Source organism: Blautia intestinalis (assembly GCF_014297355.1).
GTDB lineage: Bacteria > Bacillota > Clostridia > Lachnospirales > Lachnospiraceae > Blautia_A > Blautia_A intestinalis.
Genome location: NZ_JACOQE010000010.1, coordinates 20,614 through 33,569 on the forward strand (window position 1 = coordinate 20,614; position 12,956 = coordinate 33,569).

The following is a 12,956-nucleotide window of genomic DNA, read 5'->3' on the forward strand; positions in this document are numbered from 1 at the left end:
TTTTGCATATTCCAGAAGTATTACTCCTGAGTAATTCCTGTAACCTCATATCCTGCTTCTTTGATCGTAGCGCGGATCTTGTCTTCGTCAACTCTTTCCGGTGCTGTGAAAACAGTTGTGTTGCTTTCATGGGAAGATACGACATCTTCTGCGCCGAAAGCTTTTTTGATTGCTTCATTTACATGTGCTTCGCAGTGTCCGCACATCATTCCTTCTACATTAACTGTAACTTTTACCATAGTTTTTTGCTCCTTTTCTTTTATATTATAATCATTTTTTACTTCAATGGAAGTAGCTTGTTTTATTTTTTTGTCTTTTCCTGCATCGTGAATTTTAAACAGGTTCAGACGAAGGGCATTTGTAACGACGCAGAAGCTGGAAAGGCTCATTGCTGCAGCGCCAAACATCGGGTTGAGTGTCCAGCCGAAAATCGGGACCCAGACACCGGCAGCGAGCGGAATACCGATGACATTGTAGAAAAATGCCCAGAAAAGATTTTCGTGGATATTTTTCAGGGTAGCACGGCTGAGACGGATCGCAGCAGGAACATCACTCAGGCGGCTCTTCATCAGGACAACATCGGCAGCGTCGATTGCAATATCTGTTCCGGCACCGATCGCGATTCCGATATCAGCCCGTGTAAGAGCCGGAGCATCGTTGATACCGTCACCGACCATGGCAACTTTGCCCTGCTCCTTCAGGGAGCGGATCACGCTTTCTTTGCCATCAGGGAGAACTCCGGCAATGACATCGTCCACGCCTGCCTGAGCACCGATTGCTCTTGCGGTACGTTCGTTGTCACCGGTCAGCATAACTACGCGGATGCCCATGTTTTGAAGTTCTCTGATTGCCTGTGGGCTGTCTTCTTTGATAACATCAGCGACTGCAATAATTCCGATCAGTTTGCCGTTTCGTGCAAAAAGGAGGGGAGTTTTTCCCTGTTCGGCAAGTTTCTCTGCTTTCCGGGAGAGAGCGGCAGGAACACTCACCCGGTTGCTGATGAATTTCATACTTCCACCAATCAGGGTTTCATTATTCAGCACAGCGGAAAGGCCATTTCCGGGAAGTGCATGGAAATCGGAAACTTCCGGTGCGGTAAGGTGCAGGTTTTCGGCATGTTCTAAAATTGCTTTTGCAAGCGGATGCTCACTCTTTTTTTCAAGGGCAAAAGCCATTGTGAGAAGCTCTGTTTCAGAAATTCCGTCTGCCGGGAGAAGGTCAGTCACCTCAGGCTGCCCGCTTGTGATGGTACCTGTTTTGTCGAGTGCGACGATCTGTACTTTGCCAGCTTCTTCGAGAGAGACTGCTGTTTTGAAAAGGATGCCGTTCTTTGCGCCCATGCCGTTGCCGACCATGATCGCAACCGGAGTGGCAAGGCCGAGTGCGCACGGGCAGCTGATGACAAGAACGGAAATTCCGCGGGCAAGTGCGTAGCCGAATTCATGTCCGGTCAGAAGCCAGATAATAGTTGTAATGACCGCAATTGTGATGACTGCCGGTACAAAAATACCGGAAACACGGTCTGCGATCTTTGCAATCGGTGCTTTGGTGGCTGCGGCATCACTGACCATTTTGATGATCTGGGAGAGTGTTGTGTCTTCGCCTACACGGGTTGCTTCGCATTTGATAAATCCGGACTGGTTGACGGTGGCAGCGGAAACAAGATCACCGGCAGCTTTGTCAACAGGGATGCTTTCACCGGTCAGGGCAGATTCGTTGATGGCGCTGGTACCTTCGATGATTACACCGTCGACCGGAATGTTCTCACCAGGGCGTACGACGAAAACATCACCTTTTTTGACCTGTTCGATCGGAACGGTGGTTTCCTGACCGTTACGGAGAATGACAGCTGTTTTTGGTGCAAGTTTCATCAGACTCTTTAATGCATCGGTTGTTTTGCCTTTAGAGCGTGCTTCGAGCATTTTTCCGACGGTGATCAGAGTCAGGATCATAGCAGCGGATTCAAAATAAAATTCCATCATGTAGTTCATGACTGCGGCGGAATTACCGTCAACCTGTGCTCTCGTCATGGCGAAGAGTGCATAAACACTCCACACAAAAGATGCCATGGAACCGAGTGCGACAAGGGTGTCCATGTTCGGAGAGCGGTGCCACAGACTCTTAAAGCCGCTGATAAAGAATTTCTGGTTGATGACCATGATGATTCCGGCAAGCAGAAGCTGTACAAGCCCCATGGCAACATGGTTGTCGTTGAACCATGCCGGGAGCGGCCAGCCCCACATCATGTGTCCCATGGAGAAATACATGAGGACAATGAGAAAGCCTGTCGAGGCGATCAGTCGGCGTTTGAGAGCCGGTGTCTCGTGGTCTTCAAGCGCTTCTTCAGCCTCGGACATGGAAACCTGTTCTTTGTTGGATCCTTTGAGTGAGGCGCCGTAGCCAGCCTGCTGTACGGCAGTGATGATATCGTGGGATGAGGCAGTTCCTTCCACTCCCATAGAATTTGTCAGAAGGCTGACGGAACAGGATGTGACTCCCGGAACTTTTGATACAGCCTTTTCTACACGGGCTGAGCAGGCAGCACAGCTCATGCCGGTGACGTTATATTGTTCCATTATGGTACCTCCTTAAGAAATGTAAATTCTTCATTTTTATGTTTATCCGGTTGCTGCAGTTACTTCATCAGTTTCTGCAGAGTTGCCACAAGCTCGTCAATTGTCTCGTCTTTGCCCGCGCGGATATCGCGTGCGACGCAGGTTCGGATATGATTCGCGAGAAGTTCTTTATTGAATGAGTTGACTGCGGCATTGACAGCGGCAGACTGAATCAGGATGTCGTTGCAGTAAGCATCGTTTTCCAACATTCCTATGATTCCCCGTATCTGTCCCTCAATACGTTTCAGGCGGTTGACAAGTTTCCTGCGGTCAGCCTCTGAACGGTCTGTGTGCTTCATACTGCAGCAGGAACAGACCGGTGATTTATCGGATGTGGTATCACATGGCATTGTGTTTGCGGAAATATCGGTATTTGTCTGGTCTTTATTACAATTACAATCGGACATAGGTAAGACTCCTTTCTGAATGTGAGTGGATTATTCGGATAAATACCCCATATGGGTATGATGACTTTGATGAAAATATATACCCCGTGAGGGTATTTGTCAAGAGGAAATATAGAAAAAGTGAGAGGTGGGTGACTTGTGGGAGAGAAAGACTTGAGGAAGTCATCAAAAAGTGAGTGGTGTAATGACTTGTGGGAGAGAAAGACTTGAGGAAGTCATCGAAAAGTGAGCGGTGTAATGACTTGCAGAGGAGAAAATCATGAGAAAGTCATCGGAATGAGAAAAATCGGGTACCCAGCGGGAGAGAAAGTCATGAGGGGGTCCACGAAATGTAGGTAAACTGGGTACCCTGTGGGAGAGAAAGTCATGAGAAAGTCAATGAAACAGTGAAAAATGGTGGACTCTGATAGGGGAATGTTCAAATGGAATCAACAAGAACATGAAAAAAGGTAGACTTCAGAAAGAGAAAGTCCCGACAGGGTAAATAAATTCGAATTAAGATTTGAATAAAGAATAAGATTCGAATGAAAAATGAGGTGTTTGAATGAAGATGAACAGGAGGAAGATTTGCGGAGAACAATGAAATATCCAGATGAAAATAAGATATGGTAGTCGCTAATAAAAAGATAAGATTTCCATCCAATAGAATGTCAACATACAGAAAAGCCTTCTACATATGAAAACCAGGGATACAGTGTGTAAATCAATATATTACATACCTGATATATCAAGAAATCTTATATAACCCAGGGGTGCGCGAGGGGACTGGTAAGTCCCCTCGGTTGGGTCCCTGAGGGAAACTCCCTCAACAGGGGGCTTCGGGGCTACGCCCCGATCCCGATAACCTTCCGACTGATCATAAATGACACCCCGGCGGTCAAAGCTTCTGCAATCCAGAATGCATTCCAGACTCCGACAGCCCCGAAGAAGTGACTTAAGATAAACGCGGCCGGCAGAATGATGATCAGATATCTGCAGAGAGAGACAACCAGCGAAGCACTGCCTCGTCCAAGCCCCTCCAGTGCGCCACAGGATGTAACAGATACAGAAGAAACAAGAAAACCTGCGCAGATGATCCGAAGGGCAGTTTTGCCGGCGGCAATTGTCTCAGGATTGGTGGTGAACATTCTGATAAGCTGTTCCGGAACAGTCAGGCAGATGATCGTTCCGACAAGCATGATCACACTGCTCATGCCAAGTGTGACAAAGTAAATCTTTTTGACCCGCTTATGTTCTCCGGCACCGAAATTATATCCGATGACCGGACGCATGCCCTGAACGATTCCGCTTGCCGGAAGGTACAGGAAGGTCTGGAGTTTGTAGTAGATTCCGAGAATTACCACATAGCTCTGTGAATATGCCGCCAGAAGTCCGTTTAGTGCAGAGACTAACACAGACGGAAGTGCCAGATTTAAAGCACCTGGAATGCCGACAGAATACAACCGTGCTGCAAGGGCTTTATCTGGATGGAGATACCGGCGACTGATTTGTATCGGGATCGGACGCATCTTATAAACAATCAGATAAAAGACAAGATTCAGTACCTGACCAAGTCCTGTTGCAAGGGCAGCACCTTCGATTCCCATAGCAGGAAACGGACCAAGGCCAAAGATCATCAACGGATCGAGCAGAATATTGGAAACACAGCCGACCATCAGCCCGATCATAGTAACTTTCATATTGCCGACACCCTGAAAGATTTTTTCGTATGCAAGATTTATGGTGGTTATAATGGCAAAAAGAAATACGATCGTGGAATAGCGGACGCCAAGGCTACTGACATTTTCATCTGAAGTAAAAACAGAAAGAAATTTTGGCATGATTGAAATACAGATGACTGTCAGCAGGATTCCATGTAAGGCGGACAGCACCAGACCATGTGTAGCGGCTTTGCCTGCTGTTTCTTTATTGCCGGCACCCAGACAGATTGCAATCTGCGAGCTGATACCGATACCGAACCCAATTGCGATTGCATTTGAAAAATTTTGTACAGGAAAAACAAGCGACAGCGCAGTCATGGCATCTTCGCTGATCTGGGCAACAAAGAAACTGTCCACGATATTGTACAGAGAATTGACCAGCATGGAAATGACCATTGGCATTGCCATAGATAAAATCAGCGGAAAGACCGGACGCTCTTTCATAAATGTATCATTCATAATGAACCTCCATAATAACATCAAATTAGTATCTGTAAAAAATATCCATAAAAAAACGCCGCACAACTACCGCAAAGGGTAATTGTGTGGCGAAAAATAGTCAGACTTTAAAAGCATTGAACCAGAAAAGTCCACACGATGTTTTGGATAAAAACGCAGATGCCTGCGAATCTGGATAGATTCTAGCATAGAACATGAAAAGCCGTCAATAGCAGATTGGAAGTAATCAGACAAAATACCGATTAAGCAATTTAAAAAATCGGTCAGACATAATAGCTGCCGGAATAATTTTTCAAATTTCGAGATCGTCAGCATTCGCCATGTGAGTCTGTGTATAAAGGATAACTGTATCTCCTTCAAGAAGTGTCAGATTTCCGCCTGGGATGATCAGCTTTTGGTGGCGTCTGACAAGTACAATGATCGAATGTCTGGAAATATCAAGATCCCGGCTTTCAAAACCGTATCACCTTTTGGGACGAGGATGCGGTGATCACGCTGGATTACTGCAACAATGATTCTCTGTGGGAAATCAAGTTCTGCAATGCGGTGTCCGATCCATTTGTCGTTTTTGTCAAGGCAGATGCGGATAAAATGTACATCCTCCTCCTGCCCATATTTACCGATTCGCTTCAGGCGCGAGTACTGATCGACAAATCCGGCGGAAATAATACCGGTGGGGATGGCAACCATACCGACACCAAGAAATGCGATAAATATTCCGAAAATCTTGCCCATGGTGGTGACAGGATAAATATCACCATAGCCAACTGTAAGCAAAGTGGAGGCAGCCCACCAGATTCCGGAAAAAGAAATCAGGTATTTCCAGACGGCCCGCGGCTCCGAAACATCGGGATAAAGATATTTGGCAGTAAATACACGAAGCAGGAAATCAATAGCAAAGAAAGCTACTGTCAGGCGCTCCAGCGTCAAAAGGAGCGGCCCGTACTTCATTTCCATATTATCAAAAGTATACATGATACTGACTGCCAGATTCAGCAGAATCGTAAATGTATTAAAAAAGTCATAGCCCCAGCACCATGTATCGTAGTTGGAGCCGATTTCAATCAGTTCAAAGAGGCCTGTTCTTAAGATAACTTTGTATACAACTGCGTACAAACGGACTTCTTGCGACTCCTTCTGTGATGTGCTACACTAAAGTGGCTGTTTATGTTATTTTCAAAAGACGGTGAACAACTATCACAGAAACACAATTCAAGAGAAAGGAAATAGTGTCTTCGATAAAAACGCAGACACTATATAGTAAATTTATGATAACTCTGCTTACACTGCAGCTCACGATCTTTCTTCTGGTAGCTGTAGGATTTTTAATGAAAAAAATACATATTATCGGACCACAGGGGCAGAAAAATATCAATGATCTTGTCATTTATCTGATCCTGCCATGTAACATTCTTCATGCATTCACGCAGAGCGCAGCAGATGGAAGCCTTATGAATTATCTGGCGATTCTTTTTATATCCATCGGTATTCAGGTGTTCTGTGTGATCTACGGAAAAGTGATGTTCCGGAGAGAAGCGGAGGGGCGTTATAAATGCCTGCAATATGGTACGATCTGTTCAAATGCAGGCTTTCTCGGCAATCCGATCGCAGAAGGAATTTATGGGGCAGAGGGGCTGGTGCTTGCCAGCGTCTACCTGATTCCACAGAGAATCATGATGTGGTCCTCCGGTCTGGCTGTTTTTTCAGGAACCAGTGACAAAAAGCAGACTCTGAAAAAGGTGGTAACACATCCCTGTATTCTGGCGTGTGTTCTTGGAATTATTCTGATGGTTACAGGTCTGCCGCTTCCGATCGGTATTGATGGTGCCGTGACAGCTGTCGGAAACTGCAACACGGCAATGTCCATGATGGTGATTGGTATGATTCTGGCAGATATTAACCTCAGAGATTTCTGGGACTGGACAGTCGTGAAATATACCGTTCACAGACTGGTGATCATTCCGGCGGTTGTTTATCTTGTATGCAGAATGCTTCCACTCAGCAAAACAGTTCTTGGTTTATGTGTACTTCTTGCGGCGATGCCGGCAGGTGCGACAACGAGTATTCTGGCAGAAAAATATCAGGTAGATTCTCCGTTTGCAACAAAAATGGTTATTTTTTCCACATTACTGTCACTTCCGACCATTTGCCTGTGGAGCATCTTCCTGCAGTGAAATACACTTTCAGACAACAATGTGTCCATTTTTCTTTGTCAAAATTATAACAACACATCCCCCCTACAGGCTTGTGGAGGGGATGCTTTTTTTATATAATGAAAAAATATGAGGGTGGAAATTCAGAGAAAATTTTGCTTTTGTGCAATAAAAATTATGAATCGCCCCAATAAACATGACAAGCGTGAAAAGAGAACAGACTTATGAATAATTTGAAAAATGAAATTCATGACTACTGGACAAACCGTGCCAGAGGTTATTCAGAATATAATCAGCAGGAAATGGCAGATGCCCGCAGAACGATGTGGCGGGACAAGCTTCTTTCCCTGCTTGGAAATCAGTTTCCGGAAAAAGAGCCGAAGGAGATCAAAATTCTCGATGTCGGAACAGGCCCCGGATTTTTTGCAATTTTGCTTGCCGAAGCCGGTTATCAGGTGACGGCTGTTGACTATACTGAAGAAATGCTGAAAGAAGCTCAGAGCAATGCCGGTGGACTGGCAGAGTGTATTGTGTGGAAAACTGGCGATGCGCAGGCTCTTGATGTGGAAAGTAACAGTTTTGATGCAGTCGTGACCAGAAATGTCACATGGAATCTGCCACGGCCGGATTTTGCATATAAGGAATGGCTTCGCGTCCTGAAACCAGAGGGTGTTCTTTATAATTTTGACGCTGACTGGTACGGTCATCTTTATAATGAAGAAAAACGCAGCAGCTATGAAAAAGACCGCCGGCAGACAGAGGAACAGAACGTGGAGGATTATTACAGCGGAACGGATATCGAGAAGATGGAAGAAATTGCCCGACAGGTTCCGTTAAGTCGTCTGGAACGTCCGAAGTGGGATATTGAAACCATGAAAAAGTCTGGATTTCTTGACGTTGCCTGTGACGAGGAGGTCTGGAAAGAAGTCTGGACAGAAGAAGAGATCATCAACAACAGTACCTCTCCGATATTTTTGCTGACAGGAAGAAAAAGAGATGCTTTTCATCTGAAAAATATAACGGTGCAGCCGGGAAAGAAGTGGAGCGGTGAACTGGAACTTGCAAATGGCGATATCCGGCTTCCGGCAACTGTCCTGCATGGACACGGCACAGGAAAAACAATGCTGATCACGGCAGGTGTTCATGCCGGGGAGTATGTGGGGATTCAGGCTGCAATCGAGCTGTCCCAGAAGCTCAAGATTGAAAAAGTAAATGGTACGATCATTATCGTAAAGGTCATGAACCGTCCGGCATTTGAAGCACGCAATGGCAGTATGGGGCTTGACGATGGGAAAAATCTGAACCGCGAATTTCCGGGAAATCCGGATGGAACTGAAATGGAGCGCCTTGCCTGGGCAATATCACAGGAATTGCAGCCAGCGGCAGATTATTACATTGACCTGCACAGCGGAGATGATTATGAAAAGCTGATTCCATATGTTTATTATGCGGGAGCGGCAGCCGGGGAAGTTGTCAGCCTTTCGAGACAGATGGCAGAACAGGTGGACGTACCTTATATGGTAAAATCAAACGTGGCATCCGGCGGTTCTTATAATTATGCGGCTTCACAGGGAATCCCGAGTATTCTGATCGAGCGTGGCGGTATGGGTGACTGGACTTATGAGGAAGTCAGATCTACCCGCAGGGATGTCCGTAATATTCTCTGTCATCTTGGAATTTATCAGGGACTGAAGGATTTCCGCACTTATTATCCACTGGATGTAGCTGATGTACGCTATCAGGATGCTGAAGAAAATGGTCTCTGGTATCCGTTCAAAAAAGTTGGAGATATGATTCAGGAGGGTGATATCCTCGGAGAGGTTCGTGACTATGAGGGTAATGTGAAGGAAGTCAGTGTTGCCGAGTTTGACGGTGTACTTCTTTATCAGTGTGGCACCTTACAGGTACTTGGAAATGGCCCTATGGTTACATACGGAAGAATTGTCAGCCGATACGACGAGCGTAAAGAGCGAATCGTAAATTACTGGGAAAAACGCAGCGACAGTTTCCTTGTTCAGAAACGGCAGGAACTTCACAGCGCCATGGCAGAACGCTGGATGAGAGAGATCCATGTACAGCTTCCGGAAGGCAAAAAATTGCGTATTCTTGATGTGGGATGCGGTGCGGGATTTTTCTCTATTCTGCTTGCAAAAGAAGGCCATCAGGTGACGGGTATCGACCTGACACCGGATATGATCAAAAATGCCCGGCTTCTTGCAGAAGAGGAAAAGGTGAGCTGTGAATTTCAGGTCATGGACGCAGAAAATCCGGAATTTCAGGAGGAGACCTTTGATGTGGTAATATCCCGAAATCTTACATGGACACTGCCACACGTACAGCATGCGTATCAGGAATGGATCCGTGTACTCAAAAAAGGCGGCATACTCCTGAATTTTGATGCAAACTATGGAATTACAGATTTTTCCAATGTTGCAGACCTTCCGGAAAATCATGCACATAATATTCTTGGGGATGATATGATGCGCGAGTGCGAAGAAATCAAGCGCCAGCTTCCGATCAGCTCCTACAGCCGTCCGGCATGGGATCTGGAAACTCTGGGAGCTCTGGAACTAAAGGAATTTAAATTGGATCTGGGAATCAGCAGCAGAATATATCTGGAAAAGGATGCTTTCTACAATCCCACTCCGCTGTTCATGTTGCGGACAACAAAAAAATAAAGTAAAATTTATACAGAACAGGTAGACAACAGTATAAATTTTAAAGATATGCGGAGAGATTTATGGATTTAAAACAATTGCAATATTTTGTTGCATGCGCGCAGACAGGATCATTCAGTGATGCGGCAAAGATTCTCTATTCCACACAGCCAAGTGTCAGTAAGGTGATCAAGGCGTTGGAGGATACTCTCGGAATGCAGCTTTTTGAACGGCTTCCAAGAGGAATACGTCTGACCGTGCAGGGACAGAAAGTTTACAGCTATGCGTGCCGGATTACCAGTGAAATCGATGTTCTGGAAAATATGGCATCACGCGGTATGACAAAGTGGATACGGATTTCTATGAATCCAAGTTCATGGCTTGCCAATCAATTTGTGGATTTTTATAATGAGACATATGAAAAAAACTATCATTTCCAACTGACCACAGCAGGTGTGCGCAGCGTCATGGAAAGAGTTCGTGATTATATGGATGATATCGGATTTGTCTATATTCTGAGCCAGCACAGGGAAAATTTTCTGCATGAGCTGGCAAAAAATAAAATAGAGTTTGTTCCAATGTATGAAACGGACGTAATCCTGTACCCCGGCCGGAAAACGGAGTTTTACGGTTCAGGAAAAGACCGGATAGAGCTTGATGAATTGGAGGGGGCCCGGTTTATACAGAATTATCAGGATGAATTTTTTGATATCGGAGCTGTGGAAACAAACGCCTTTCGTTGGAAAGATCTTGATATTTCAGTATTGACAAACAGTGATTATATTATGGAAAGAATGCTCAGAAACAGCAGAGTTTTCAATGTGAGTGGAAGCTATCTTTCTGAAAATAAAGCCGGAACAACACCGGGTATTCCTCTGGATATGGGAAATAATAAGGTTATTTTTGGATATATGTTTCATAAAGGAGAGAAAATTGAGGAAAGTGTACAGGAATTTCTTGATTTTCTGAAGGGCAGGCTTCCTAAAAGTTAACACGGACTTATTCCAAAATACAAGAATGGTATGCTGATTAAGAATGGCACATAACCCTCCCATGGGGTTGTGTGCTTTTTTGACACTGTGCTAAACTTTATCCGATAAATTATTGTGCGGATATTTTGTCTGACAATCAACAGACAAAAAGGAGAATTCATGATTAAATATATTTTTAAAAGACTTCTTCAATTGATCCCGATTCTTATCGGGATCACTTTTTTATCGTTTGCCATGATGCGTCTGGCAGGAGGAGACGCTGTCACCTATATGTATGAAAATGCAGGTTCCGCAGTTTCGCAGGAGGTTATCGACCAGACAAGAAAGGAATATGGTTTGGATCAGCCGTTTCTTGTCCAGTATGCAAAGTGGTTTGCGGGAATGGCAACGGGCGATATGGGAACCAGCTATGTATCAAAGCGGGATGTTTATGACACTTTTGTAGAAAAGCTCCCTGCAACGATCCTGCTGACGGTATCTTCTATTGTTCTGACCATGTTGCTTGCAATTCCGCTGGGAATCCTTTCAGCGGTGAAACATAACCGTTGGAGTGATTATCTGATTCGTTTTTTAAGCTTTATAGGTAACTCTATGCCGAACTTTTTTGCGGCGCTGGTACTGATGTATTTCTTTTCCATAAAACTGGGCTGGTTTCCGGTAATCACTACAGATAATGTGGCACTGAGCCTTGTTCTGCCGACGCTGACACTTGCAGTCTCTATGGCATCCAAGTACACCAGACAGGTGAGAGCGACAGTGCTTGAAGAACTGAATAAGGATTACGTGGCCGGAGCGAGAGCCCGGGGTGTAAGGGGCAGCGTGATCATCTGGAAAAATGTAATGAAATCCTCTATGCTTACGATTATTACCCTGCTTGCTCTGTCAATAGGAAGCCTTCTCGGAGGAACCACGATCGTAGAGACAATTTTTATGTGGGATGGTGTAGGAAAAATGGCGGTAGATGCCATCACAATGAGAGACTATCCGATCATTCAGGCGTATGTAGCCTGGATGGCGATTATTTATGTGGTTGTAAACCTTATCACGGATATCATTTATCATTATCTGGATCCCCGTGTGAGACTGGGAGGTGACAGAGCATGAATAGTACAAAGAAAAATGTGACTGTCCGTAAACAAAAAATACGTAAAAATCATATTCGGGGAAAGCTTCTTTTCTTTAGTGCACTGGTGGTTATTTTGCTGATCGCAGCAGCACTGGCAAGACATTTGTGCCCGTATGATCCATATGCACAGGATCTCCTTCAGGCGCAGAAACCACCCAGTGCAGAACATCTTATGGGAACAGACCGTTATGGACGAGATCTGTTTTCGCGAGTACTGGTCGGAAGTACGACCAGTGTTTATGCAACGCTTATTCTGGTAGCGATCATCACAGTTGCAGGAACCGTGATCGGAATTATCTGTGGCTGGTGCGGCGGTGTCATTGATACTGTCCTGATGCGTATTTCCGATCTGTTTCTGGCATTTCCGAGCCTTGTTTTTGCTCTTGCAGTAGCAGGCGTGCTTGGCGGCGGTATTCAGAATGCGATCATTGCCCTTGCCGTGATCGGATGGCCTAAGTTTGCGCGGCTTGCCAGAGGACTGACACTTGCACAGAAGGATTCTGCCTATCTGATGGCGGTAAGACTGTCGGGAAGCGGTATACTTAAGATCATGTTCAAGCATATTCTGCCGAATATTGCCGGGCCGATTCTGGTAACATCGGTACTTGACATCGGAACCATGATGATGGAGCTGGCCGGACTTTCCTTCCTCGGACTTGGCGTACAGCCACCGATGGCAGAGTGGGGAAGTATGATCAACGATGGAAGAAGTATGCTTCAGATTTCACCCTGGATGGTACTTGCACCGGGGCTTGCAATTTTTATAACAGTTATGCTTTTTAACCTTCTCGGAGATACGCTCAGAGATTTCATGGATCCGAAAGAGAGAGCTAAAAGATAACAAAAC

The 12,956-nt window shown here is 45.3% G+C and carries 10 protein-coding genes; 5 read left to right on the forward strand and 5 right to left on the reverse strand.

Going from position 1 to position 12,956, the window contains the following annotated elements; genetic code table 11:
- Positions 1-20: 20 nt before the first annotated feature.
- From H8Z79_RS13305 to H8Z79_RS13325, 5 genes are all read right to left on the reverse strand, one after another.
- Positions 21-2,576, reverse strand: coding sequence for a heavy metal translocating P-type ATPase (locus H8Z79_RS13305; RefSeq protein ID WP_187002880.1), 2,556 nt, complete (start codon positions 2,574-2,576; stop codon positions 21-23).
- Positions 2,577-2,635: 59 nt separating this feature from the next.
- A complete protein-coding gene (locus H8Z79_RS13310) occupies positions 2,636-2,914 on the reverse strand; it encodes a metal-sensing transcriptional repressor (protein WP_117942848.1) in 279 nt (92 codons plus the stop codon).
- Positions 2,915-3,846: 932 nt separating this feature from the next.
- Positions 3,847-5,181 carry an MATE family efflux transporter gene (locus H8Z79_RS13315; RefSeq protein ID WP_187002881.1) on the reverse strand — a complete coding sequence of 445 codons (1,335 nt, stop codon included), beginning with the start codon at positions 5,179-5,181 and terminating at the stop codon, positions 3,847-3,849.
- 292 nt (positions 5,182-5,473) lie between these two features.
- Positions 5,474-5,617, reverse strand: a complete 144-nt coding sequence (locus H8Z79_RS17635) for a TrkA C-terminal domain-containing protein (RefSeq protein WP_187002899.1) — start codon at positions 5,615-5,617, stop codon at positions 5,474-5,476.
- Positions 5,569-6,297, reverse strand: coding sequence for an ion transporter (locus H8Z79_RS13325; RefSeq protein WP_187002882.1), 729 nt, complete (start codon positions 6,295-6,297; stop codon positions 5,569-5,571). Before H8Z79_RS13325 ends, H8Z79_RS17635 begins: the two co-directional genes overlap by 49 nt.
- A 113-nt stretch (positions 6,298-6,410) precedes the next feature.
- On the opposite strand from H8Z79_RS13325, the gene H8Z79_RS13330 reads away from it, so the two are divergent.
- The 5 genes from H8Z79_RS13330 (at position 6,411) to nikC (ending at position 12,950) form a co-directional block, all read left to right on the forward strand.
- Entirely contained in the window at positions 6,411-7,355 is a 945-nt protein-coding gene (locus H8Z79_RS13330) for an AEC family transporter (RefSeq protein WP_243008116.1), read from the forward strand.
- A gap of 203 nt (positions 7,356-7,558) precedes the next feature.
- The gene (locus H8Z79_RS13335) at positions 7,559-10,012 is read left to right on the forward strand and encodes a methyltransferase domain-containing protein (RefSeq protein WP_187002883.1); all 2,454 of its coding nucleotides are present in this window, start codon (positions 7,559-7,561) and stop codon (positions 10,010-10,012) included.
- A gap of 62 nt (positions 10,013-10,074) precedes the next feature.
- On the forward strand, positions 10,075-10,983 hold the full coding sequence (locus tag H8Z79_RS13340) for a LysR family transcriptional regulator (RefSeq protein WP_015540620.1): 909 nt from the start codon (positions 10,075-10,077) through the stop codon (positions 10,981-10,983).
- A 159-nt stretch (positions 10,984-11,142) separates the two neighbouring features.
- Entirely contained in the window at positions 11,143-12,087 is a 945-nt protein-coding gene (gene nikB, locus H8Z79_RS13345; protein ID WP_015540621.1) for a nickel ABC transporter permease, read from the forward strand.
- Positions 12,084-12,950, forward strand: coding sequence for a nickel transporter permease (gene nikC, locus H8Z79_RS13350; RefSeq protein ID WP_118050018.1), 867 nt, complete (start codon positions 12,084-12,086; stop codon positions 12,948-12,950). Before nikB ends, nikC begins: the two co-directional genes overlap by 4 nt.
- The last annotated feature ends 6 nt before the right edge of the window (positions 12,951-12,956 follow it).

Bases quoted from the DNA above. Each gene is read 5' to 3' on its own strand.
- H8Z79_RS13305 (WP_187002880.1), bottom strand. From the start codon at position 2,576: ATGGAACAATATAACGTCACCGGCATGAGCTGTGCTGCCTGCTCAGCC.
- H8Z79_RS13310 (WP_117942848.1), bottom strand. From the start codon at position 2,914: ATGAAGCACACAGACCGTTCAGAGGCTGACCGCAGGAAACTTGTCAAC.
- H8Z79_RS13315 (WP_187002881.1), bottom strand. From the start codon at position 5,181: ATGAATGATACATTTATGAAAGAGCGTCCGGTCTTTCCGCTGATTTTA.
- H8Z79_RS13335 (WP_187002883.1), top strand. From the start codon at position 7,559: ATGAATAATTTGAAAAATGAAATTCATGACTACTGGACAAACCGTGCC.
- H8Z79_RS13340 (WP_015540620.1), top strand. From the start codon at position 10,075: ATGGATTTAAAACAATTGCAATATTTTGTTGCATGCGCGCAGACAGGA.
- nikB (WP_015540621.1), top strand. From the start codon at position 11,143: ATGATTAAATATATTTTTAAAAGACTTCTTCAATTGATCCCGATTCTT.
- nikC (WP_118050018.1), top strand. From the start codon at position 12,084: ATGAATAGTACAAAGAAAAATGTGACTGTCCGTAAACAAAAAATACGT.